The sequence below is a fragment of the Arthrobacter terricola genome (assembly GCF_004354015.1).
Taxonomy (GTDB): Bacteria; Actinomycetota; Actinomycetes; order Actinomycetales; family Micrococcaceae; genus Arthrobacter; species Arthrobacter terricola.
This window is the reverse complement of the sequence record NZ_SMRU01000014.1, coordinates 40,640-63,754: the sequence shown is the minus strand read 5'-3', so window position 1 is coordinate 63,754 and position 23,115 is coordinate 40,640. Positions and strand designations below refer to the sequence as shown.

At 59.8% G+C, this 23,115-nt stretch carries 23 protein-coding genes; 12 read left to right on the top strand and 11 right to left on the bottom strand.

Going from position 1 to position 23,115, the window contains the following annotated elements:
* Window positions 1-347 precede the first annotated feature (347 nt).
* The 6 genes from E1809_RS13005 to E1809_RS12980 all read right to left on the bottom strand — a co-directional run bounded on the left by E1809_RS13005 (window position 348) and on the right by E1809_RS12980 (window position 5,296).
* On the bottom strand, window positions 348-776 hold the full coding sequence (locus E1809_RS13005) for a RidA family protein (RefSeq protein ID WP_133204656.1): 429 nt from the start codon (window positions 774-776) through the stop codon (window positions 348-350).
* Window positions 769-2,205, bottom strand: coding sequence for a purine-cytosine permease family protein (locus E1809_RS13000; RefSeq protein ID WP_133204655.1), 1,437 nt, complete (start codon window positions 2,203-2,205; stop codon window positions 769-771). The genes E1809_RS13005 and E1809_RS13000 overlap by 8 nt, the downstream gene beginning before the upstream one ends.
* A gap of 93 nt (window positions 2,206-2,298) precedes the next feature.
* On the bottom strand, window positions 2,299-2,706 hold the full coding sequence (locus tag E1809_RS12995) for a RidA family protein (protein WP_133204654.1): 408 nt from the start codon (window positions 2,704-2,706) through the stop codon (window positions 2,299-2,301).
* Window positions 2,707-2,743: 37 nt separating this feature from the next.
* Window positions 2,744-3,649 (bottom strand): polysaccharide deacetylase family protein, encoded by a 906-nt coding sequence (locus tag E1809_RS12990; protein WP_205754177.1) that lies wholly within the window; start codon window positions 3,647-3,649, stop codon window positions 2,744-2,746.
* A complete protein-coding gene (locus tag E1809_RS12985) occupies window positions 3,646-4,341 on the bottom strand; it encodes a fumarylacetoacetate hydrolase family protein (RefSeq protein WP_133204653.1) in 696 nt (231 codons plus the stop codon). Before E1809_RS12985 ends, E1809_RS12990 begins: the two co-directional genes overlap by 4 nt.
* Window positions 4,342-4,663: 322 nt before the next feature.
* On the bottom strand, window positions 4,664-5,296 hold the full coding sequence (locus E1809_RS12980) for a GntR family transcriptional regulator (protein WP_133204652.1): 633 nt from the start codon (window positions 5,294-5,296) through the stop codon (window positions 4,664-4,666).
* Window positions 5,297-5,566: 270 nt separating this feature from the next.
* Here E1809_RS12980 and E1809_RS12975 point away from each other — a divergent pair, with 270 nt between their 5' ends.
* The 5 genes from E1809_RS12975 to E1809_RS12955 all read left to right on the top strand — a co-directional run bounded on the left by E1809_RS12975 (window position 5,567) and on the right by E1809_RS12955 (window position 9,350).
* Complete coding sequence (locus E1809_RS12975) at window positions 5,567-6,316, top strand: sulfite exporter TauE/SafE family protein (protein WP_133204651.1); 750 nt, start codon at window positions 5,567-5,569, stop codon at window positions 6,314-6,316.
* Window positions 6,317-6,646: 330 nt separating this feature from the next.
* Window positions 6,647-6,898: a hypothetical protein gene (locus tag E1809_RS12970; protein WP_133204650.1), complete on the top strand. Its 252-nt coding sequence runs from the start codon at window positions 6,647-6,649 to the stop codon at window positions 6,896-6,898.
* A 307-nt stretch (window positions 6,899-7,205) separates the two neighbouring features.
* The gene (locus E1809_RS12965; RefSeq protein ID WP_205754176.1) at window positions 7,206-7,418 is read left to right on the top strand and encodes a hypothetical protein; all 213 of its coding nucleotides are present in this window, start codon (window positions 7,206-7,208) and stop codon (window positions 7,416-7,418) included.
* 568 nt (window positions 7,419-7,986) lie between these two features.
* Entirely contained in the window at window positions 7,987-8,283 is a 297-nt protein-coding gene (locus E1809_RS12960; RefSeq protein WP_133204648.1) for a hypothetical protein, read from the top strand.
* A gap of 209 nt (window positions 8,284-8,492) precedes the next feature.
* Window positions 8,493-9,350, top strand: a complete 858-nt coding sequence (locus E1809_RS12955) for a type IV toxin-antitoxin system AbiEi family antitoxin domain-containing protein (protein ID WP_328591590.1) — start codon at window positions 8,493-8,495, stop codon at window positions 9,348-9,350.
* Between the two features lie 58 nt (window positions 9,351-9,408).
* On the opposite strand, the gene E1809_RS12950 is transcribed toward E1809_RS12955, so the two are convergent.
* A complete protein-coding gene (locus tag E1809_RS12950) occupies window positions 9,409-10,548 on the bottom strand; it encodes a Vgb family protein (protein ID WP_456236604.1) in 1,140 nt (379 codons plus the stop codon).
* A 298-nt stretch (window positions 10,549-10,846) separates the two neighbouring features.
* Between E1809_RS12950 and E1809_RS12945 the strand changes: the two genes are divergently transcribed.
* Complete coding sequence (locus E1809_RS12945; RefSeq protein ID WP_235835579.1) at window positions 10,847-11,500, top strand: hypothetical protein; 654 nt, start codon at window positions 10,847-10,849, stop codon at window positions 11,498-11,500.
* 357 nt (window positions 11,501-11,857) lie between these two features.
* Here E1809_RS12945 and E1809_RS12940 read toward each other — a convergent pair whose 3' ends face one another.
* The 4 genes from E1809_RS12940 to E1809_RS12925 form a co-directional block, all read right to left on the bottom strand.
* Entirely contained in the window at window positions 11,858-12,280 is a 423-nt protein-coding gene (locus tag E1809_RS12940; RefSeq protein WP_133204645.1) for a hypothetical protein, read from the bottom strand.
* A gap of 60 nt (window positions 12,281-12,340) precedes the next feature.
* The gene (locus E1809_RS12935) at window positions 12,341-13,318 is read right to left on the bottom strand and encodes a beta-ketoacyl-ACP synthase III (RefSeq protein ID WP_133204644.1); all 978 of its coding nucleotides are present in this window, start codon (window positions 13,316-13,318) and stop codon (window positions 12,341-12,343) included.
* A 94-nt stretch (window positions 13,319-13,412) separates the two neighbouring features.
* Window positions 13,413-15,065, bottom strand: coding sequence for a SulP family inorganic anion transporter (locus tag E1809_RS12930; RefSeq protein ID WP_165962312.1), 1,653 nt, complete (start codon window positions 15,063-15,065; stop codon window positions 13,413-13,415).
* Between the two features lie 2 nt (window positions 15,066-15,067).
* A complete protein-coding gene (locus tag E1809_RS12925) occupies window positions 15,068-15,478 on the bottom strand; it encodes an ArsR/SmtB family transcription factor (protein ID WP_374102636.1) in 411 nt (136 codons plus the stop codon).
* A 210-nt stretch (window positions 15,479-15,688) separates the two neighbouring features.
* On the opposite strand from E1809_RS12925, the gene E1809_RS26695 reads away from it, so the two are divergent.
* From E1809_RS26695 to E1809_RS12900, 6 genes are all read left to right on the top strand, one after another.
* A complete protein-coding gene (locus E1809_RS26695) occupies window positions 15,689-15,832 on the top strand; it encodes a hypothetical protein (protein WP_165962307.1) in 144 nt (47 codons plus the stop codon).
* A gap of 184 nt (window positions 15,833-16,016) precedes the next feature.
* A complete protein-coding gene (locus E1809_RS12920) occupies window positions 16,017-16,256 on the top strand; it encodes a helix-turn-helix domain-containing protein (protein WP_133204642.1) in 240 nt (79 codons plus the stop codon).
* Window positions 16,257-16,308: 52 nt separating this feature from the next.
* Window positions 16,309-16,968, top strand: coding sequence for a response regulator transcription factor (locus E1809_RS12915; RefSeq protein WP_133204641.1), 660 nt, complete (start codon window positions 16,309-16,311; stop codon window positions 16,966-16,968).
* A gap of 50 nt (window positions 16,969-17,018) precedes the next feature.
* Window positions 17,019-18,716, top strand: coding sequence for a sensor histidine kinase (locus tag E1809_RS12910; protein WP_133204640.1), 1,698 nt, complete (start codon window positions 17,019-17,021; stop codon window positions 18,714-18,716).
* Window positions 18,717-19,895: 1,179 nt separating this feature from the next.
* On the top strand, window positions 19,896-20,993 hold the full coding sequence (locus E1809_RS12905; RefSeq protein WP_133204639.1) for a hypothetical protein: 1,098 nt from the start codon (window positions 19,896-19,898) through the stop codon (window positions 20,991-20,993).
* 316 nt (window positions 20,994-21,309) lie between these two features.
* Window positions 21,310-23,103: a hypothetical protein gene (locus E1809_RS12900; RefSeq protein WP_133204638.1), complete on the top strand. Its 1,794-nt coding sequence runs from the start codon at window positions 21,310-21,312 to the stop codon at window positions 23,101-23,103.
* Window positions 23,104-23,115: the final 12 nt, after the last annotated feature.

Sequence of the window (23,115 nt, the reverse complement as noted above, 5' to 3'; positions counted from 1 at the left end):
GAGAACTCAACGGCGTGCCGAGCCACCTCCAACCTTGATGCCGTGAGCAGAGTCGACAGTCTCGGGCCGAGCCAGCAAAAAGCGGGCAAAAAGCAGGCATATTCAAAGGCCCTTTTGGAAGATGGCTACGACGGATGATTCGCCTCGATTCGTAAGAGTTCCACGAGATACACATACGACGCTCGCATTGACCTCTGTGGGTCCCGCCTGCTCGCTCATTTTTCCACGCGCCCGACGGCGGTGGGTAGTTGAGTCTCGGCGTGAGTTCGCTATGGCTCACAAATGCGGCCCCGGAAGTCTTCCGGGGCCGCATCGGCTCGTTGAATCGTTTTGCTGTTTCGTCGCTTTTAGCAAACGACCGCGATGGCCTCAATCTCGATGAGCAGATCCGGGTCCGCTAGCCGTGAAACCTCAACGTGCGTTCGAGTCGGACGGTGGTCCCCGAAGAACTGCGCGTAGACGGAATTGACGACGCTCTGTTGATCCATGCGCGTGTTGTAGATCGTGACTTTGACGATGTCGTTCCGATGAGCCCCGCCTGCCCGAACCAGGTTGTCTATGTTGGTGAGGCATGCTTGCGTTTGTTCTTCGAGTGAGACTTCGACCGCAGGTCGCTGGTCTCCGGACCCGATAACGGGAAACGTCTGTCCGGAGAGGTAGAGAGTGGTGCCCGAGGTCCGAACCAGCGGGGCGAACGGCGGCGTTGGCAGTCCCGTCGCTTCGGCGAGAGTCCCGGACCAGTGGGCTTCAAGACCGGCATCGATGTATTCATTCATGAGGATTTCCTATCGGTTGTTCAGAGGATTTGCGAGTCAGGATTCCAAAAACGATGGCCCCTACGATGATGCCGACAGGGTATGCCAGGTCGGCACCATCCAAAATCTGACGGGACAAGGAGCCGACCAATATTGCAGCAGGATTATTGCTTTGAGCGAGATCGGATCCGATGGCAGTGCTGGAGAACGGCAGGGCGGCAACATAACCGACGGCTAGGGCAATCAACGGCGACCGCCCCGAATGAAGGACCGCAACGGGCGTGGTGGCCATCTTCATGAAGGCTTCGTGATTGGGTTTCCTGCCCCAGAGCACTAGCCATATTCCGATGAAGGGCGCCACCCAATACGTTGCAAGGAGCAACACGTTGGTGAACTTCGCGTCGAGGTTTCCGGTCTGCAAATAGATAGTGAGGGCAAAGGCGAAGGCAGTGACGATACCCGTAACCAGGGGCCGCGGAAGCTTAACGCCCGCGCCAAGGATCTGCAGGCCTGCGGAATACTGGGCAACAGTCGCATTTGCGACGACGCCGAGGTACATGGCGATCATGATGAAAGCGCCGATAGCACCGCCGCCCACCAAGGCGTGAATCGCTGCCATGGGACTGGTTTGGCTGAGCATCGTGCTTGCCGTGAGGCCCAGAATCTCCATCCAGACGCAGGCAACTGCGATGCCGGCGAACGTCGCCCAGAACAGCTTTGGCCGGGACGTCGATGCCGGAAGGTAACGGCAGTAGTCAGGGGCGTTGTGCGCCCATCCGAAGGAGAACCCGAAGCTGATGGCTGCCATGAGAAAGAAGGATCCAACCCCGGCGCTGGATGATCCAGCCGCTGATACCGTTACCGTTCCGAGGTTGCCGATCACGACGGCCGAAATCAGAATGAAGCCGGCCGCCACCACGATGGCCATGGTTCTCTCGAAGAGATGCATCACCCGGTAACCTGCCACACTGACAAGACCCTCAAGAGCGAAAACCAGAAGTACCGCAACTGTGGGGTTCAGCCCGAAAGCCACCTGAAGGGCTTCGGCACCGAAGATGGCGCCCAAGGCTATGAACGCCACGCTCGTGAACGCCGCCAGAATGCCGACGACGCCGGTGGCGCGCCCGAATGGGATCCGCGCCTGGGCCAGCAGTGGCAGGCCGGTCTTCGGACCCGTCAAGCTCATGGCCGCAGGGCCAATTGCACCGAGGACGTTGCCAAGCACGATGGCTCCGAACGCAGCCCAATAGCTCAACCCCAGTCCTGATGGTCCTCCCAGTACCCCTAGGAAGAGGGCCGTGGGGACGAGCTGGGCCGCGAACCAGAGACCGCCGATGTGCCAGGTTTTGCCGTGCCGGTCTTTGGCATCCACGGGTGACAGTCCGGTCCATTCAATGACTGAAGCTTTCGCGACTTCCTTGTCTTGCAAATAGGTCTTTTCGCCGCTCATAGCGCCGCACCTCCTGTTGTCGTTTCGAGCATTGGGGTTGTGTCGCACTTGTCAGGAAGTGCGGCGTCGAGTCGAGGTCTTGCCGAGGGGTCGCTACTCCGAAATAACGGCGTGCGCGCTGATTTCAATCTTCAGCTCCGTGCCGACAAGCCGGTTTACGCCCAGGTGGGTGCGGGTGGGACGGTGATCGCCGAAGAACTCCATGTACGCCTTGTTGACTTCGTCTTGGGCGTCCATATCCGTGTTGTAGATCGTCACTTCCACGATGTCAGTGATTGAACCGCCAGCTGCTTCGAGAGCCGTCCTGAGGTTATTAAGGCAGGCCCGGGTCTGCTCTGCGATGCCACTCGGAACCTTTAGCTCTGCGGGATCATGCGGGTGCTTGTGGACCAGCGGAAATGCTGTTGCCCCGGAGAGCCAGATTGTGGTTCCACCCTTGGTGACGATTGCGGGCATGAACGGCATTTCCTCGGGGACTGCGCCGGCTGTAATGAATTCCATTTTGTTTCCTATCTACTTATTGATGCTGTGCCGTCGATTAGACGGTCTGATGGGTGAGGGATCGTGATCTGGCGGTGAAATGGTCAAGAATCTGGTCTCCAGTGGTGAAGACCACGTGGTCGTATTGCTTGATGTGATCAATGGCCATACGAAGATATTTGGCCCGGTGAGGCGCGCCCATGATGTATGGGTGCACCACCAACGCCATAACCCGAGGCGCATCTGTGGAGTCTGCATAGAGCTGGTCGAACTGGTCGATTGCCCGCTGGTAATACTCGCTAGCCTGATGGTGCTGAATGAGCATCATCGCTACGTCATTGCATTCTTGGGTGTAAGGGATGTTGACGATAGGCGCCGTGCGGGTTTGGAGCGTGACAGGCTGGTCATCGAGCACCCAATCGCACACGTACTCGTAACCTTCTTCCACGAGGAGGTCTGGCGTTTCCCATGTTTCTGTAAGGCCTGGGCCAAGCCATCCGCGTGGGCGCTTTCCGGTGACGGCTTCGATCTCATCGGCCGTGCGGCGAATGTCCAGCCGCTCGTTTTCGACCTTTTGCATGTTCTTCTGCGAATACCCGTGACCGATGAATTCCCAGTCGCGTTCCACAGCGGCCCGGGCGATCTCCGGGTAGGATTCGACCGCCTTTCCGTTGATTGCCAGGACGGCTGGAATCGAGGCCTCATCGATAATTTTGAGGAGGCGCCAGAAGCCGACCCGGTTGCCGTACTCGTGCCATGCCCAGTTCGGAACATCCGGTGAGGGTTGTCCACCAGCCGGGGGTGTCAGCACTGTTCGCGGCATCGGTTCATGAATGGACCACTCTTCGATGTTCACGATCAGCCATACGGCAACCCGTGCCCCGCCGGGGAGGTCGAGTCGCTCCCGCTGGTGAATGGGAGTGTACTCAATGCGATCAGTGGGGAGGATCCGGTCGGCGTTCATGCCACGGTCACCTCAAGGACGCTGAGACCGGTCACTTCAGCACGAATGACGTCGCCGGGCGTAACGGCACCGACGCCAGCGGGTGTCCCGGTGAAAATCAGGTCTCCACGTTCCAGCCGATACTGCCGTGAGAGGTTCTCGATGATCTCCGGGACATTCCAGATCATCAAGCCAAGCCCGGTCCTCTGCCGCTCTTCGCCGTTGACCGAGAGCACCAAATCTGCGCCTTCGAGTGATCCACGTTCCTGAACAGTTGTAATCGCACCGCACGGTGCTGAATGGTCGAATCCTTTGCCGATCTCCCACGGCTGTCCGGATTTAAACGCCTCCCTCTGCCGGTCGCGTCGGGTCATGTCGATTCCGGCTGAGTAGCCAAAAATGTGGTCTTCTGCCTTTTCGCCCGGAATATCGGACCCACCGGTTCCGATCGCGACGACGAGCTCGCCTTCGTACTGAAAGTCCTCGGTGAGCGGTGGGTACGGTACGCGTCCCCCGCTGCTCACAATTGCATCGGTAGGCTTTTGAAAGAAGAACGGAGCATCGCGTTCATCCCCTTCCTTCATTTCCCGGATGTGTTCAACGTAGTTCCGTCCAACGCAATAGATGCGGCGGACTGGGAAGGACTGTGCCTGGCCGACAATCGGGACCAGCACTGACTGAACGTCCCACAGGGGGCTGGCTAATGAGTTCATGGAAATACTCCTCTTATCTTGAAATGTTTCGACCGATGGCGGGAAAGTAAGGGGCTACCTGACGGAAGGGACGCCACTGAAGGAAGGGACGGCGAAGTGCGTGGCGCTAATCCAGACGACAGAGCGCACGAAGAATGAGGGCCTGCTTCAACGAACGAAGATGGTGGCCAGACGCTACCCCGGATGCGTCAGTCCCCGGAGTGGGTGTCAGTAAAGAACGCAGCACCTCGGACGGCGCCGGTGTTATTGGTTGTCCACGGTTTTAGACGGGTGCGAACTGCCGCCTAAGGTACCGGAAAATCAGAAGATAAAAGCGTCAGGGTCAGGTCGCCAAACGGCGGAATACCTCTGCAGCTGTGCGGACATGCGCTCGTCCAGCGGTAAATGCGTGATCCGGATTGCCAGCTTCAATCGCCTCGACGATGGTCCTGTGTTGTTCATGCATCTCGCCACGCCAAGAACCGCTGGTCAGGTTCATTGCGCTCGAAACTGAAATCTGCGCCCAAACCCGGGATAGGGCTTCTATGGCCGAACTATTTCCGGACAGTTCTGCCACGTACTGGTGGAGCGCAAGATTCGATTCGACCCTTGACGAATCAGTGGATGCATTCTCCACTGCTTTCTCGCGTGCCCAAAGGCTGGAGATCTGCGACGGTGAAAGTTCTCCATCACGGTTCCGTTGGGCCGCTTGTTCGGCGGTAAAACCTTCCAGCACAGCGCGGTACTGGTAGAGGTCGTATACCCCCTCGGCCGACATCCTCGTGACGACGGCACCGCGGCCGGCGAGAGTAACAAGTCCCTCTGCTTGAAGACTCCTCAGGGCCTCGCGCAGTGGCGTCCTACTGACACCCAAAGTCGTCGCCAAATCCGGTTCGCGGAGTTTGTCGCCGGGCTTGAAATGCCCAGCGATGAGCATGCTCCTTACACCTTCGTAAGCCTCATCCACAACGCTCATGTGTTTCTCCCGCCTCGCAATATCTCGATGGTACAGGGGCGGGTGAGGACAGTCTCAGAACCACCACCTGTGGGCACCATCACGTTGTAATACATATAATACTATGTATACATTGCCTACAAGTCAAGTGAGCCGAATCACTGACTGCAGACCAAGGTTCCAGGACGGAGTGCCGGGGCCGATTCCCAGAGAGGTGCAGAGCATGGCGCAAGCTACATCACCCCGGCGGCTGTGGGATGGGGAGTCCCCTATCGGAAATGGCTTCAGGCCATGACCCTGATCCAGATCTTGCTTGTCATTGCCACGGGGTTCGCCGCTGGAATCATCAACGCGGCTGCCGGCTCCGGCTCCCTTGTGACTTATCCAGTACTTCTTGCCGTGGGCATACCACCCGTGACCGCAAACATTACGAATACGGTGGGACTCGTTCCGGGATCTCTTGCAGCAGTATGGAATGACAGACGAATCCTCCTCCGCGAACGACTGACGTGCGTTCGCATTGCCCCCATTGCAGCTTTAGGGGCGGTTATCGGGGCCAGCCTTCTGAAGTTTTTGCCGCCGTCGATATTCCAGTCGGTGGTGCCGGTTTTGGTCTTTTCGGCCGCAGTTTTGATCGGCATTCAACCACTGATAGCCAAGCGCCTTGGACTTGGGACCAGGAACGATACGTCCTGGGTGGCGCTGAGCCTCCTCGTGCTCGGATCGAGCATCTATGGCGGATACTTCAGCGCAGCTCAAGGGATCATACTTCTGGCCGTACTTGGGTTCTTCGTCGCCTCGGACCTGATCACACAGAACGCCCTAAAGAACCTTCTACAGGCAGTGGTTAACGTCGTCGCAGCGATCTTCTTCATCGTGTCCACCGAAGTGAACTGGGGCGCGGTGATTTGCCTTGCCGTCGGCTCCGTCCTTGGCGCGCCCGCCGGCGTCCGCCTCGTGCGGGTTGTCCCGGTCGTCCTGTTTCGGGCGGTCGTCATGGTCTTTGGCGTAGTCATGGCGGTCTTTCTAGCAACGAGCTGAGGTTGGTTGGCCGCGCCTCCGACACGTGGGGCCGCAAGTGGCTTATCGCCGGCATTCTGGTCCAGGCCGCAGCGCGTCTAGGGGATTGTTTCCCCAGTCATCGGCGAGTTGTTAAGTAACCGGTCAAACGGTATCTTTACCACGCATATTGACGGGAAAGACGAGGACGCTGTTCCTGAGCATGAAATTGGCCCACACTACAGGGTGCCACCCCGCAAATCGGATGCCTAGGCCATGACAAGTCATGAAAGCAGAGCCGGCGACTCGACGTACGGGCCGCTCCTGCTGAAGAGCATCTGGCGTGCGCACGAGCTACGGAACTTTGACTTGATGGTGATCCTGCAGATCTCGGGATGTGAACACATCGCAAAGCGCGTGCTCGCCGGGCAAGCAGTGTCTCAAGCGGATATGTCTGTGCTTGCGATAGCAAATGATCTTGCCCAACAAAAAGGCTATCTTCCGATGTTTGTTTTGACCGGCCTCGATGCGCAGGTCTCGGAGAATGCAGCGGATGAGCTAGAAAAATTCTTCGGCTCCGAAGAATGGCAGAAGAGAAATCGCAGTAGCACGAGAAGTCTGTAGTTCTTCAGCTTCAACACCCCGCCTCTTCCGATATCGGCAAAAACCTCGTAGAGTTCAACGCACGACGCCAGTCGCGCTCAGGGGGGCTCCAATATGAATAGGAGCCTCAATTGCGCAGACTATGTATTTATGTCCCAGTCCCTGCATGCTTTTCAACGATGGACCGCCGCATCATTTCCGGCCCAGCTTCCGTGGATTCCGACCGAGAGTCCCAGTCCTCCGTGGATCCGAAGGGCATGCTCGTAAGAGTAGGCGCTAGATGAGTTGGGCCCGCCTGTGCACAGTTTTCGGTGTCGTCGGCGGCCTAATGGCAATGTTTCATCCGCTCGTGGGGACTTCGCTGTCCTTGATTTCCCTGGTGCTGGCACTTGCGGGACGACGCGGCCACAACCGGAACAGCTACACCTTCGCAATGCTGGTCAGTACCTTCGCACTGACAATGAACCTAACGGTCTTCGTCATGCCTCTGTCCGTTGGAACGTCCATTCCTGAACCAGGTCCAGCGGTCAAACTCGGATAAAGAAAAAGAACATGTAAACCGGAGGTGGGCGACGGCGAAATCGCCCACCGCGGCCTTCTTTGCGATCGACCAATGAAACCGCTAAAAGCACAAATTCTGAACGGGGAAATCATGAAATGGTTCCGGTGTGCACATCCGCCGATCTTCACTGCATCACTAGCGCCCCTCTTTATGACCGATTGGGACCTGTGGCTCCGACTCCTGTTACCTCTCGCGGCTCTCACTGCCTACGCACTCAACGAAGTAGTTCTTCACCGAAGGGAGAAGGCCGCTCGAACACGCGCCATCGAACTCGATCGCGAGCACCCATTGGTGCACGCCTACCGTGAGCCGCATGCCTGACCGCGTCGACGTGAGCCGAAGCAAGTTAAAAGGATTTCGCACAGAAAGAATCCGTGTCAGAAAAGCCGCAATTGTCCTGGCCTGTGTGATCCCGTGGCTCCTGGGCGCACACGCAGTGTTCATCGAGTCAGCCCAGCACACCGGATTGGGACTCTTCGAATCCTATGCCGCCTTCCAAGCGGGCTCGAACCTTGGCCATGTCATTTGGTTCACGTTGTGGAGCGGCATGAGCGCCACAACTTGTTCGGTTCTCATGCGACGCACCGGGTTATCCTCAAGCGCCCTCAGGATGGCAGTTTTCGTACTAATCGCTTACGCAGTCCCCGCGGTGCTCTTGATCTTTCCCGAGGCGGCCATGGGATTCGCGGTGTCCCACGTTCGGACATTTGCAGATGAAACAGTGCCGTATTCGCGCCTCGCGCTGTTCCTAATCCAAAGCGGTTCTGCAGCGCTCGTCCTGGCAGCAACCTTGTCTGTCGCCAGGTATGCCTCGGCTCAAAAGCACGGCAAGGAAGCACCGTAGGAATGTCGATGATGTTGTACCGCCAGGAGCAGGACCTTGCTGTGCGAGAACACAACGATGTTGGCGCCGCGAAACGGCCGAGGGCTCAGCCGTCAACTGGTGACGATCGCTACTGCAATACACGCGTTGAATACTGCAAAACTATTGCAGTATTCATGAGGAGGAATGATGACTGCGGTGCTAGACCTAGCTGACCTTGCGGCTGAGCAGTGGGGACTCATTACAACCTCACAACCTCACAGGCTCGCGGTCTCGGCGCGTCAGCCCAGACCGTCGCTCGGCTTGCCAGCCAAGGGCCGCTCGAACGCATGACGCACGGCGTTTATCGGGTGACGGGAACTCCGCCGTCGCCGCTAGATGGCATCCGTGCTGCGTGGCTCGCTCTCGACCCGGATCGACGCACCAGCGAACGCCTTCGCGGCAAGGACCCGATCGCAGTCTCACACCGGTCTGCCGCAGCCGTACACGAACTCGGAGATCTCGAGGCTGACCGGTTCGAGTTCACCAGTGGCACACGCAAACAAACGCGGCGACCGGACACCCGGCTCCATCGCTATGAGCTCAACTCGGGCGACTGGACCACCGTGGACGGCCTTCCGGTGACGTCGGTCTTGCGGACCGTAGCCGATCTCGCGGCAAGCCATGTCGACGGAGGGCACCTCGCCAGCGTCGTGCGGGACGCGCTCATTCGACGGGAGGTCGATGACCAGCAGCTCAGTGCTGTCCTTCGACGCCACGCGCAGCACTACGGCGTACGTATGGGCGACGGTGAGGCTCTGCTCGCGCGGTTCCTCCAGGAGTCCGGTATTTCCGCCCCAATCGGTCGAGCTGTCGAACTCGCCGGTACGATGCCGGTCGCACCCGCCGCGCAGCGCACAGAAGAGATCGTGAACTCGCCTGCGATGAAGGCGGCTGAGGAGCTCGCGAGGTGGGTCCAGTCACCAGCCATACAGCGGCTCGCTGCAGAAAGTCGAGAGATCGCGGAGATGTCGCGGCTTGCTCAGACGATCAGCAAAGCCACCAAACGACCAAAACGTAAAGTTGGGAAGCAGGAGAACAGCTCGTGAGCATGGTCAACGGATCGCCCGAATACACCAGCGCGAACGCTTTCCGGCGAGCCATCGACTACATAGTCGATGATCCGATTGCCCTGCCCGCCGCCCTCCTCCGGAGCACAACGACAATCGCGACGATGGCACCCAAAACGACTACTGCCACTCCCCCAATGAGAACGCCTTTACCAGTGTTGAAAGAGTGGCCGCGAGACGTCCCGGATGCGGCCGCGGGCGCCGCCGTCGGTTCTCCTGCACGCGCTGGTTCTGGCGCGAGTACTGACACAGATTTGTCTTGTCGGTTTGCTACGTAGACCGTGCCTTCCGAGGTCACCGCTAGGCGGCCAGGTTCCTTCCCCACCGAGATGGTCCTGGTGACTTTGGATTCGCCTGATGCAATGACGGAAACTGTGCGGTCTTCACTGTTGGTGACGTAAATTGAGCCATCCGGACTGACAGAGACTTCCTGAGGCGAGCGGCCGACAGGAATTCTGCGGGTCACGGTTGCCTTGGAGGCATCGACGACGATTACCTCGTTGGTGAGGACATTGGTGACATACACGTTGCCACTCGAGTCCGCAGCGATTCCGTGGGGATTCGATTTGCTGCCCACGTCGATAGTCTGGGTCGCATTTACCGAACCTGCAGGGATGACTGAAACGGTGCCGGAGTACTCGTTGGTGACGAATGCTGTGCCGTTCTTCGTCACGGCCACGCTACGTGGGGCCGAGCCGACTGTGATCGTCCGGCCGACCACCTTCGTGCCGGGAAGGACGACAGAAACCGTGCCTTCATTCGGGTTGGTAACGAAAAGCGAGCCGTCTGGTCCAACGGTCAGCCCGTGCTCCCCGGGCGAAACTGGAATGACATCCGCAATGGTGCCGCCGGAGCCGGGAAGCACCCCGATTTCCGCCGTTCCGGGGCTACCGCTCTGCACGATGTACAAAGTTCCGTCCGGAGCGGATGCTACCGAGGACGGAAAATTTCCAGTGTGGATCGTGCGCGCCGGCGCCTTGGCACCCGAGGGCAAGACAAACAGGCCGCCTGAAAAGTCGTAGCGAGTCACATAAACCGTGCCATCCGAACCGGCGGTAACACCAACGGGCGGTCCATCAAGACTTATTACCGGCGCTTCATCAGCGGACGCGGGCGAAGCCCCGAGCAAAAGAACAGAAGCGGCCGCGGCTAAACCGGCCAATCGCGAAAAACGCACAGAAAAGAATCCCCCCAGGAAGTTTCGATCGTCGGGTCGTCAGCAAAAGCCGGCCCGATCCAAATGAAGTCTACCCAGCGGAACACACGCTCAAGATCGCCCTGGTATCGCCCGTCGCGCCGGTCGTGGCAAGGATCCCAATAGTCGCACCATCAATCGCGGGGTCACTTATGGCCCATGTTGGCCCGAATAATGGGCGCCAACTGACCCCGCGTTGCGCCTTTGCCATCGTCCTCGTCCCTGTTGCTGTAGCCTGCATTGAAATCTGAAGTACGACGACAAATTGGGATCCTTGCGAATGACAGCATTGGGGGACGGCGCGCGTGAGTCTGCGGTGCGGGTGGTACGCAAGGAAAAGCCAACTGAAATTCCGCCGGAAATGACGCCGGAGGGGTTTCCGTTCTTTAGCTCGATGGTGAGCCACGACTGGCGGGCGCTCGGCTACCCCACCCAGTCCGTGGCACAGTTCTGGGACGCCAGGTCATGTGGTGTTGCTTGCCTTCGTATGGTCTACGCCCACTTCCTCCCCGATCTGCCGATTCTTCCGGCAATGCTCACCGAGGATCTACTCCACGACGGTGCGTACAGCGAACGGACCGGGTGGCAACATGCCGGGCTTGCCGGACACGGCCAAAGGCAGGGGCTTGAAACTGACTGTTTGCGGTTTTCAACGAAAGACGATTTTCTCGAAGCCGCTGGCAGACCTGGGGCGCTGATCGTTTCCATCGGACCGTCTTTCGAGTCTCCTGGCACATCGGGCCACCTTGCCCTCGTGGCGGCAACAACCGATTCCGGTCACATGCGGATCCACCGGCCTTCAAGCCACCACCCCACGGAAGGACAAAACATCCGCCTTGACCTGGCGACATTCTGGGACCACTTTTCAGGACGGGCAATTCACTTTAGGAATCCGCTATCCGAGGCAACTTCAAAGGAAGGGTCGACGCCATGACCAGCAATGAATCCAGAGCTGGGGACCCCACTTACGGCCCCTCCAGCTAAAGAGCATCTGGCATGAGCATGAGCTCCGGAACTTTGACCTAAAGACCGTGGTCTTGGCACAGATTAGCCGAGCTGTGTGCCCTTGTTCTCGTGCTTCTGGACGGTAAGCGGGGTGCTTGTGGCCCAGACTTCGTAGTGTTCGGCTTTTTCGTAGAGTTTTCTGTCTTGTCCCGGAGTGTGCAGCCACAGGATGGTGCCGTCGGGGGTGACGGCTTGACGTAGCCGTGGTTGACGATGGTTCCTTGGTACCGGATTTCGATTGTGGTGCCCGCGAGGGTGGTCCAGTCTTTGACGTAGCTCGGCTTCATTATTGGCGGGCGGGTGTCTCTGCCGGGGAGGTGGTGGCACCGGACAGGTAGCTCAGGCATTCGGTGTATTCAGCCATGACGTCGTCGAAGTCCCGCAACCGGGGCGCTGCGGCAGGATCGGTGACCGGGTGGATGAGCTGTGGCTGGCAGCTGCGTTTTCCCGTGGTCAAGGTGGCGATGCCCCAGTCCGTCGTGGCGGGGCTGGTGGCGATCCCTGCTCCTTCGAAGGGATCCGCGAGGAGGTTCCGCGCGACGGATGCCCAAGCCAGGAGGTGGAACTTCCGGGCGGTGTCGTGGTGGTTTTCTTCCCCGTGCGTGAGTGCCTCGTGCGCTTTGGCGGCGAGGTTGTCCCATTCCTTGGCGGAGCGCACGAGCAAGTGCGCGGCGAGGGTTTTTTCCTGAAGTTCTTCTAGCAGGGTCAAAGGTTTGGTCCTTCTTCGAGTCAATGAATGCGCGGTATGGATGTGTGCTGGGTGCGCGGCTCAGGTGGCGGGGGTGTGGATGACCTGTCCGGCGTAGGCGAAGCCGCCGCCAAAGCCAAAGAGCAGAACGGGGGCGTTGGGTGGAAGGTCGCCGTTGCGGATGAGTTTGGCCAGGGCGATCGGGATGCTGGCCGAGGACGTGTTCCCTGAAGTCACGACGTCGCACGCGGTGATTTCCGCCGGGATGCCCAGTTGCTTGGCGAGGGGCTCGATGATGCGAAGGTTGGCTTGGTGGGGGACGAACCCTGCGAGCTCTTCAGGCCGGACACCGGCAACCTCGCACGCTGCAAGGGCGTGTTTGGCTGCCTCACTGATGGCCCAGCGGAACACCGACATGCCTTCTTGCTGGAAACGCATGCCGGGCTCCTCGATCCGGACCGCGCTGGACAGGGCAGGCACTGAACCCCAATGGACCGGCCCGACCCCGGACGTGGAGGATGCGGTGAGAACGAGCGCGCCGGCGCCGTCGCCGACCAGGACACAGGTGGTGCGGTCGGTCCAGTCGGTGAAGTCACTGAGTTTCTCGGCGCCGATCACCAGCGCGGTCGTTGCCGCGCCGGAGCGGATGGCTTGGTCGGCGACGGCGAGGGCATGGGTGAACCCGGAGCAGGCGGCGTTCAGATCGAACACGGCTGGACTGTTTGCCCCGAGCGCTGCCGAGACCCGCCCCGCAGTGCTGGGCGAGCGGTCCTGGGCCGTGGTGGTGGCCACGACGATGAGATCAAGGTCTCCGGCGCTGATTCCGGCATGGCCAAGCGCGTCCTGCCCTGCACGGATCGCCATGTCCGCAACGGTTTCGGTATCGGCGATCCGGCGTTCCCGGATACCGACCCGGGTGCGGATCCATTCATCGCTGGTCTCCACCAGCCGGCTCAGCTCTTCATTGTCCAAGGTCCGGGAGGGCTGGTACGAGCCGACGCCGAGAAGACGGGAACCTCCGGCGGCGCGGGATGGTCGGGTGTGGATGGGTGCTGTCATCGTGACTCCTGAATCTGGCAGATGGCGTGGGGCTTCGCGGCAAATTGGCCGGGCGGTGCCGTTTCGTGGGGCGTGGCAGCCGGTCGAGGGTGTTTCATCCGCCCGTGCCGATGCCAGGGCGCGGTCCTGGACGGTTGACGTGGCTGCGGGCGTGTTCGACGGCGCGTGCGAGGTCCGTGAAGAGGTGTTTGTGGTGGCGCAGGGAATCGATGACGCCAACTTTGGTGACCAGCCGGAGATGACGGTCTTGGACACCTTTGATCAGAACCGTGATACCGCGCCGTTCCAGCGCTTGAACCATCTCGGTGATGACCCGGGCGCCGGTCGCGTCCAGGATCTGCAGCTGGGACATCCGGATGATCACCACATCGACGTTGCTGATCTCATTGACCCGGTCCAGGACGCGTTCGGCGGCGGCGAAAAACAAGGCCCCGTCGAGGCGGAACACCGCAATGTGTTCATCCCCCTCCCGGGCAGGGCCAGGAATTTCTTCACGGTGCACTCCGGACGAACGCACGAGGGAACGCAGAGCGAAGAACGCCGAGACGGCGATTCCGATTTCCACGGCCTCGATCAGATCGAACGACACCGTGATCACGGCGGTAGTGAAGAACACGACGGTATCGGCACGGGTGGAACCGATCACGGCCCTCAGCGCGGGCAGGGACACCATTCGGGTGGCCGTGACCATGAGAACCCCGGCGAGTGCTGCCAGGGGGATCCGGGATACCACGGTCGTGGCAAGATAAACCACTGCCAGCAGTACGAGGGCGTGGGTCAGGGCAGCGAGCCGGGTTCTGCCCCCGGATCGGATGTTCACTGCGGTCCGGGCAATCGCACCGGTGGCCGGCATGCCGCCGAAAAATCCGGACGCGATGGACGCCAAGCCTTGGCCCAACAGTTCCCGGTCCGCATCGTATGGGCCGGTATCGGAGATCGAGGCCGCGACACGGGCCGAAAGGAGCGACTCGATCGCAGCAAGCGCGGCAATCGTTGCGGCCGGCCCGGCCAGCGCCGTCACCGTACCCGGATCCAAGACGGGCAGGAGCGGTGTCGGCAGGGAGCCGGGCAGTGCTCCGATCCGTGCTACCGGAAGGGAAAACACCTCAGCGATGATGCCGGCAACAACGATTGCCACCAGGGAAGCCGGAATGCGCGGATGGATCCGGGGAGCAGCGACCATGACGGCCACGACCACCCCGACCAGCGCCAGTGCCGGCACGGCGGCACCCCAGTCCACCCCGCCCAGGGCCTGAAGAGCGAAAACTGCGGCGTTCGTTGACCTCCCCGCGTTCGAGGCAAACGCCGCCGGGATCTGTTGCAGGAAAATGATCACCGCGATCCCGACCGTAAAACCCTCGATCACCGGCCACGGAATGAACGACACCACCCTGCCGAGCTTCAACACACCGGCGATGAGCACGATCACCCCGGCCAGGACCGTGACCGCGGCCAACGCTCCCGGCCCATGGGCGGCGATGATTGGGGCCAGGACCACGACCATGGCTCCGGTCGGGCCCGAGACCTGCACATGGGAGCCGCCGAACACAGCGGCGACCAGCCCGGCGACCACCGCCGTGATCAGGCCGCTGGCGGCGCCGGCACCGGAACTGACCCCGAACGCCAATGCCAACGGCAGCGCCACAATGCCCACCGTCATACCGGCCAGCAAATCCACCCGCCACGAGACGGGCAGGAGGGCGTAATCGGCGCGACCAGGCAGGAGCGCCCGGGCCACGGAAAGTATTTTCACTTGGAACCGGCCGGCGCAGCAACAGCGTCAGAGGATTCCAGTTGGTCCCGCGTCGTGCGCAAAATGTCCCCCAGCAGAGACCGGGCCACCGTCAACAGCTCGGCAACCTGCGGATACGCCAAGGAATAAAACATCTGCAAGGCTCGGCGCTCGGAAACGACCAGGTGGTAGCGGCGCAGCACCGACAAGTGCTGAGACAGATGCGACGCCTCCAGACCCGTCGCGGACAACAAGTCCGTTACCGACACCTCGGGTGCTTCCGAAAGGAGCTCCAGCACCCGGATACGCACTGGATGCGCCAGGCCCTTGAACAGGTTCGCCTTGACCTCGTACAACGGGGCTCGGAAATCCGAAAACACCACCCCACCGTCACCACCCTTCAATTGACTACTTGATGGATCCATCATCCAATAAATCCAGGGAAGAGCAAAAGCGTCTAGGAAACGGGCGACGGCGGGGCATGCGCGCGCTTCCCCCAGCGAGGACCCCGAATCCGATGATCCGTGAGGAATTCATGCCGTCGCCTCATTAACCCCAACCCACCCCAACAACACCCCAAGTCGCGTTACCCGAACCCCTCCCAGCTAACCGAAATCCGCGAGAGCTATGATCCCGGCATGGGGAACTACAAAACGGGATACCTGGCTCGGGATGAACGCCGCGAGCGCCAGAAGCGGTTCCAGCAGAAATTGGCCTACGTGGGGCTGGGCATCCTTGCGGTCGCCACCGTCGTGGTGGTCACGTTCGCGCTCCGACACTGACGCCCCCGCTAACCACCCCCGCCACAACTGCCGGAAGTTGTCGCAACAACCGAACACCACCGGCCGACGCGACCAACGACGGATTAAGCTGGTCCGTCAGGGGGACGGGGTTTCGCGGCCATGCGCTCGATTCCTCCTGCTTCTCCCCCGCCGTTCAGGGGGTCGTCGCTTGAGGAGGAATTTGATGTCTGCGGATCCTTTCGTAGAGACAACGCAGAGCGCTTCGGCGGCACAGCCCACTTCGAGCTATCTGACAGTGTCCGATGTCGCGGAATACCTGAATGTTTCGCGGATGACTGTGTACCGCCTGGTTCACTCCGGTGAGATGCCCGCTGCCCGTTTCGGGAAGTCTTTCCGCATCGAAGAGGCGGACATGGAAGCGTACCGCCAGCGCGCCGCCGTCGTAATTCATCCTGAGTCGTAACCAAAACGCCGCTGCTGCATAATCCGGAACCCGTTCGGGATAGCCTTCAACAGTGGGGGATACTGGGTGGGTTCGCCGGGTGCTTGTGGTCGAAGATCAATCCCTCATGCGCGCGCTCGTCTCCGAGGCCCTGAAGGGCGCTGAATTCGAAGTTCACCCCTGCGCGTCCGCGGCTGAAGCTATCTCCGCCTTATCCACATTTGATCCTGATGTCCTTGTCACGGACATTGATCTGGGCGCCCGGCCGAATGGGGTGGAGCTGGCGCAAATCGTGAAGGCACTTTCGCCTGGTTGCGCGGTTGTTTTCCTCACCAATTATCCGTCGGAAGCTGCTTTTCCTGATTTGCCGGCCGGGTCGACGTTCGTGAATAAGTCGTCACTCGATTCGGTGGACGGCCTAGTCGGCGCGGTGAAGTCGACGCTTGAGGACCACGCGGTAACCGTGACGCCGCCTCCGCCGGCCGAGGCCGCGAAGGTCGGCGAGCTGACAACCGTGCAGCTGGATATCCTGCGCCTGATCTCGGAGGGCTGGTCCAACGCGGAAATCGCCAATCAGCGCGGCAGCAGTGTCCGCGCTGTGGAAAAGGCGGTATCGCGCACGTTCGAGGCCCTCGGCCTGAACCGGCGTCCAAGCATGAATCCGAGAGTTGCCGCCGCCGCTCTGTACGCGCGGGTTTTCGGGTGGCCGGCCCCTGACGATCGTTCCAGGTGAGCGGCCGCTCCCCCGCACGCTGGGTTCGTGCGATCGGCAGCAGGAATGCGTTGAGCCTGTGGTCGTGGCTGCTGACTTTGCCTATCGCGCTGACGGTGATGAACATGTTCCTCGGGACGAACACGCTGGTCGAGGAGGGGGACGGGACTGCGCTCATCTTCGCGGCGCACCTTGTGCTCGGGCTTCTGGGGTTTCTCCTCCGCCCTCTGATCACGGCGCGCTCCAGCCCCGGGAGCAGGATGACGACGGCGTTCGGCGCCTTCGCGTTCCTGGGCGCCTGCCGCCCGCTCGTGGTAGCCGGGGCAGCGGGGGTTTTGAACATCGCGGACCTCAGCGAGGATCTCTGGGCGCGCGTCCTCATCAATGCGGGCGCGGCTTTGGTGGTTCTCCCGGTGCTCGCGGTGCTGGTGGATTCCGTCCGCGGGCACGCCTTGCTCGAACGCCGCCTCCGGAAGGCCCGCGCAACTATCCAGGCGCAGCTCGGGTTCGACGAAGACCAGTTGCGCTCAATACGCAGCAGCTACGTCGGCGAACTTTCAGAGCGCCTTGAGGCGGCTTTCTCGGCGAGTACGACGGCGGCACTCGACCGGTCCGGGGCCTCTCACCTTTTGCGGACAATCGCCGATGAGGTGGTTCGGCCGATGAGTCATCGGCTCTTCCACGACCACACGCCTTGGCCGGTCGCGACCGCCGTTCCGCGTTCGCCTTCCCGTGCGGAAAGCGTGCTCGGCCTGGTGCGGTCGGTCAGGCCTGCTCCGGTTGGATTACCGGTCTTGCTTTTCGCGATTCTGGTCGGGGTGCGGCTGCTGACACAGTACGGTGCCCTGTTCCTCCTGGTTCAATGGGTGGCGGCCGGAGTGATCCTGCTCGCTGGCAATATCGCCGCCGCCCGGCTGACGCGGCGGACCACTGATACGGTGCGGCGGCTTTCCGTCATGGTTCTTTGCTACGTATGCGCCACTGCTGTTTCAGCGTCGGTGACTTGCCTGCTGCTGGACATGTTCGGTTTTGCGCCGGTCTTTTACTGGAATGCCCTGTGGGCCTACCCGTTGACCGCCGTCACCATTTCGGTTCTTAAGGCTGCCGATCGTCAGCTCCGAAGGCACCAGCTCATCCTGGCTCACTCCTTGAACCAGCAACTCAGGCTCGCCGACCGCACGCACCAACAACTGCTCCACACACGACGAAGGGTTGCCCGCGTCCTGCATAACAGCGTCCAGGGAAACCTGATCGCCAGTGCCCTCGCGATGGCCGGGCCGGGCAGCGGACTTGTTACGGAAGATCCTTCCTCTGTCAGGAACATCTTGTCCCAGGCAGTGGACCGCGCCCAGAACGAGATCCTCGCCGAGCCGAGCGACCCATCAGCAAACTCCTCCGCTCGGATTCAGGACCTTTTGAGCACGTGGGAGCGAGTTCTGAACCTGACGTGCGAAATCGAACCCGAAGTCTGGAACCTGTGCGACGACGACCCGGCCAGGGCCGACGCCATCATCGAGGTGCTGTCCGAAGGCTTCACCAATGCCATCCGACACGGCGAAGGAAACAGTGTCCGGGTGTCGATGTCGACGCCCGATTCAGATCAGCCACTTCGGACTGCAGGCGAAATCCTGGTAACCATCAGCTCGCCGGGCCGGCTCCAACCCCAGCCCGGCCTGAGCCTCGGGATGACGACACTTCAGGCCTTGGTTTCGGAGCTGACGCTGAGCGAGGAAGGCGACAACGTGGTGCTGCGGGTTGTTGTGGCTTGAGGTTGGGGATGCGCCGAGTCCATGGCGACGGCGGGAAGGTCGATCCCTGTCGGGTTCATCGGGTTCTCTCAAAATAGACAAATAATCAATTACAAAGCAGGCTGATGATTTCCTCAGGCAAGGAATTCGACTCACCACACCATCAAATCGCCGGTGATAGCCCCTGGAAAATGCAAGCTTTTCTCTAAGGTTCCCTTAATTCCAACGTCTTTCCTTTTGTCGCCAACATAAGGTTTTGGGTACTTGGTTCCAGACCTGACTTTCGGCCCGACTAGCCCGAACTCATGAGCCTTGCTTCGCCGACACCTCGATAGTTGCCGGTCATTACGGGCGTCTAGGCTCGATCCACCACTCGCACGGCCCGGCCACACTGATCGACAATTGCTTGGATTAATTAGCGCATCGGCGAGTAAGGAGGAAATTGGCGGGGTACGAAAGTGCGTACCTAAGTGCCAGCGAGCAAGTACCGAGGGCGAAAAGTCGCGTACTACCTACTGTGGTTTAGGCACTTCCAGACATTTAGCGTTCTACACGTACTGATTAACCAGTGAGGATCCGGAAGGAACCCTCGACTGCTAGGGCGAGTGCCACAGCAACCAGCCTGGCTAATCAACCGGTCTTGTGATGTCTTCTGGGATTTGGTGGTGAACCATGTGTAAGGAATCTGGGGTAGAAGAGACGCCCCTGACGGACGGCCGAGGTGTCGAACGCAGAGGTCTATTTAGACTTGGGGCTCTGGCAACCGCTGCAACTGGCGTCCTCACGCTATCAAGTCTGGATGGAAGCCCCGCCGAAGCGGCCCAACTCGGCACTGCGCCTGGTGCGCTCAGCCTCGGTGACCTGTCCGCCATATATGTTCCTAAATGGCAGCCCGACACTGCCTACTCCGCAGGTGCAGCCGTCCTAAATCCGAACGGTGACATCGTCACAGCAAAGACAAAATTTACCTCCGCAGCGAGCTATACGTCGACCGACTGGAAACTGAGTCCAACATATGTTTCAGTGGTTGCGTCCGGCACTGGGCTGTATCAGGTGCAGGACGTCTCTGGAACATATCCTGCGACCCCAATATTTGGAGATGCCGGAAGTATGGGGTTCGCTGGCACGGGGGCGCCATCCGGAATTGCGGGCGGCGTCGGTTGGTACAAGAGGTTCGGATTCGGCGCTCCAGGAAGCCCGGTGTTAAAGACAACCCAGGGCCTGTTCGGAAACACGCTCTATTACGGCCCAACCACAGATGACAGCGCAGAAGGCGGTTCGTCTTCAACCTATCTCAAAGACGACGGCAATATTGGCTGGGTGCAAACAAAGCCAGTCGTCAGCTGGGAAGCAAACGTTCGGATTGAAGGGTCCGTCCAGGCAGTTACTGGCGATACCGCACCCGTGGGCGGCATGGGATCCCGATTGAACGTCCTCGGCAAAGCGCACGTCGCGTCCGGCTTTGGTTTCAAGACCTCCACCCAAACGGATCCAGGCGCCACAGGCACCATCGATAAGTATGTGGCCTACTGGCAGCAGGTCGGCTCTGGCGCTTCGAATGCCTTCGGAATGTACGTCGTCGACCCAGCCAATTCCGAGACCCAACTCAGCGTTGGTCGATCAGCCGGCACAGCGTTCAAAGCAAAATATGGTGGAGACACTGACGGATCGACGTCGCTGGTTCAGGTTGGGCAACCCACTACAACCTACGGAGCGCTCGTTGGCACATATTTACTTACTACAACGCCGCAGACACTGATCGTTAGCGGCGGGGCATCCCTACCGGCCGCCGGCGGCACGTTCATGTTGGACTCGCCGAACAGAACCATTGTCACCTACACGGCATTTTCTGGAACGACCATCACCGGAGCTGTCATTGCGTCGGGATCAACCGCAACTACCAACGGTCAACTCATGCTCGACCCCAAAACGCCAAACACCACCGCTCTGCGCATCAATGCTCAGAAAGGGCAGGCGAAGAACCTTACGGAATGGTTTGACAGTGGATCCAATCTTCGCGTCCGCGTCAATGCCCAGGGAAACTTGGTCACTCAAGGCACGAGCTTTTTCGCTGCGAACGGTTCCGCTACGACTCTCGCCTCAATGAATGGTGCGACCGGAGCCGTTACTCCCGGTACGACCGCTGGCCTCGGCTCGGCAATATACTCCGGAAACGGCGCGCCGAACATCTCCGCTTCCGTAGCCGGGGACTACTACTACCGAAAAGATACGCCTCTCATCGCGAACCAACGAATCTATGTCGCTACGGCGGCCAACACATGGACGGCAATAGCATGAATCCCACGGCAATACTCTCCCTAATCTCCGATCTGCACATTCAGGTCACGTCCCTAATGCAAGAAAACAATGCTCTTAGGCAGCAGAACTACGAACTGGGACAGGACCTCGAGGCGGCGAGAACTGCGGCGCTAAGTCCATCAGAAAAGTTAGAGTAATGTGTTATAATCAGCGCTGTCGAAACCAACCGCCGATACTAAGACCTTACTATCAGCTGCGGCATCGACTGGGTGTGATCTAGCAGTCAACCATTCGGCTCGATTCTAAAAGTGTCGTAAGTCGATTGTTGATCGAGCGTCATGCAATACTACGGTCTGTGACTGTGTTGCGAGGCTTGATTCGCCCTGCTAGAGACGACAATAACGTAGGCCTGGGACGGAAGACTTTCCTTCGTATCGGCGCCGCGATTGGGGCAACAACACTGTTGGCACTTGCCGCCGACTCGGAGCTTCGGGCAGGAAACCCAGTCGGCAACTCTTTAGCGAACACAACCCTGACCGTGGTTCCGTGGGAAATCGAGTCGACCACCACTTTGCAAGAAGTGGTTTGCGAATTCATTACTGGAGGGCAACCCGGCGCTAAGTTTCGGATTGGAATATATGCGGATTCCGGAAGCTTCTACCCGAGCACCCTTATGTACGACTCGGGGGACCTTGCCGCTGATATTGGTTCGACTCTCGGGCGCGGCCAATCGGCATTGACGCTCGAACCCGGACTTTACTGGATCGGCGGAGTCGTCCAGGTTTCCCCATCGAAACAACCAATTATTCGGACCTTGGGCCCAGATTGGTCTCCGCCGGGGGTTCTAGCAATGAGGTCCGGCGTTTCTGATGTAGCGGCGGCAGCAGGTGTCCCGGTGAAGGCCTTCGGATTCAAAACCTCGGGTGTCAGTGGAGCGTTGCCGACTGCTTTCCCAAAACAGGGCTCGACGACGGTGACCGCGGCCATTGAGGCCCCCAGAATTGTGGTAAAAACCACCTCGACAGCCCCTCGACTACCGGCAAGCCCTCTCTCGTGGCGCGGCCTCGATCGCGGTTTCTACCCCCATAGCGTCGGCATTGACGGAGCCATCTACGGCCACACTGATGACCCCACGACGCCAGCCACTGGCTACCGGACGCTTGCTTGGACGACCGACGGCGGAATTACACTGCAGCTGGGCCAGAACTTCGGCCACCTCGTGGACGAGGGTGAATATGTTTTATGGACAGGCAGGACGACTGCAGGCTTTGTTGTGATCACAAGCAGCGATGTGACCAAGCCGGGGAACTGGGGATCAATATGGTTCTCGACTTCCGCGACTGCAGGTTTCACAAAGGTCAGAAAGATCAATGGGACAGACGAACTCTCTATCTCTCATCCGAAACCAGGTCCAGACGGGAAAACTATCCTACTCGTTGGCGAGTACTCAACCGATATTCCCCAGCCCGTCCATTCTCTGTGGATGTCAAGAGATGGTGGGCTGACATGGTCCAACATCAAAACAGCAAAGAACGTGGATCACAAGAAAAACGCGCACTTCCACGGCACGGAATATGACCAATTCCGTAACCGAATTTGGTCGTCTCAAGGGGATAATGACAATTCAATGTGGGCGTTCTCTGATGACTGGGGAATCTCCTGGACGAACGTTCCCATACCCACAACGGACCCTCTTTATCAGGCGGACTCGGCTTACCAACAACCGACCTTGATCATACCGTTTGCCGACAGACTGGCAGTTACGCCGGACAGGGGGACGTTTGCCGCCGGTATTTGGACCCTCAACAGCTCAGACGGGACAACACCCCGCGTAGCATGGGCATCCGTTGCCGGTGAGCGGGCGCCATTCACCTATGGGCGCGCACCGTACGTTCACGATGGCGACGAAGCCATCGTGGCCATCGTGGACCGAACATCCGGAAGTAACTCGGTTTACATAGTGGGAACCGGAGATAGCGGAGCCTCGTGGCATCTGCTTTCAAAGATTCCAACCGCGGTCACCGGAACTGAGGGATCAGGCATTGTCGGCCCGGATCTTGCGGGCAGAGTCATGTGGCGATCCTGGGGCAATAACCCTGAACCCTACGGGCACCGACTTATGGTGGCCGACAAGCCAACTTGGGTGTGAGGTTCGCGTTTG

Bases quoted from the DNA above. Each gene is read 5' to 3' on its own strand.
- E1809_RS13005 (WP_133204656.1), bottom strand. From the start codon at position 776: ATGAATGAATACATCGATGCCGGTCTTGAAGCCCACTGGTCCGGGACT.
- E1809_RS13000 (WP_133204655.1), bottom strand. From the start codon at position 2,205: ATGAGCGGCGAAAAGACCTATTTGCAAGACAAGGAAGTCGCGAAAGCT.
- E1809_RS12995 (WP_133204654.1), bottom strand. From the start codon at position 2,706: ATGGAATTCATTACAGCCGGCGCAGTCCCCGAGGAAATGCCGTTCATG.
- E1809_RS12990 (WP_205754177.1), bottom strand. From the start codon at position 3,649: ATGAACGCCGACCGGATCCTCCCCACTGATCGCATTGAGTACACTCCC.
- E1809_RS12985 (WP_133204653.1), bottom strand. From the start codon at position 4,341: ATGAACTCATTAGCCAGCCCCCTGTGGGACGTTCAGTCAGTGCTGGTC.
- E1809_RS12980 (WP_133204652.1), bottom strand. From the start codon at position 5,296: ATGAGCGTTGTGGATGAGGCTTACGAAGGTGTAAGGAGCATGCTCATC.
- E1809_RS12975 (WP_133204651.1), top strand. From the start codon at position 5,567: ATGACCCTGATCCAGATCTTGCTTGTCATTGCCACGGGGTTCGCCGCT.
- E1809_RS12970 (WP_133204650.1), top strand. From the start codon at position 6,647: ATGGTGATCCTGCAGATCTCGGGATGTGAACACATCGCAAAGCGCGTG.
- E1809_RS12965 (WP_205754176.1), top strand. From the start codon at position 7,206: ATGGCAATGTTTCATCCGCTCGTGGGGACTTCGCTGTCCTTGATTTCC.
- E1809_RS12960 (WP_133204648.1), top strand. From the start codon at position 7,987: ATGAGCGCCACAACTTGTTCGGTTCTCATGCGACGCACCGGGTTATCC.
- E1809_RS12945 (WP_235835579.1), top strand. From the start codon at position 10,847: ATGACAGCATTGGGGGACGGCGCGCGTGAGTCTGCGGTGCGGGTGGTA.
- E1809_RS12935 (WP_133204644.1), bottom strand. From the start codon at position 13,318: ATGACAGCACCCATCCACACCCGACCATCCCGCGCCGCCGGAGGTTCC.
- E1809_RS12925 (WP_374102636.1), bottom strand. From the start codon at position 15,478: ATGATGGATCCATCAAGTAGTCAATTGAAGGGTGGTGACGGTGGGGTG.
- E1809_RS26695 (WP_165962307.1), top strand. From the start codon at position 15,689: ATGGGGAACTACAAAACGGGATACCTGGCTCGGGATGAACGCCGCGAG.
- E1809_RS12920 (WP_133204642.1), top strand. From the start codon at position 16,017: ATGTCTGCGGATCCTTTCGTAGAGACAACGCAGAGCGCTTCGGCGGCA.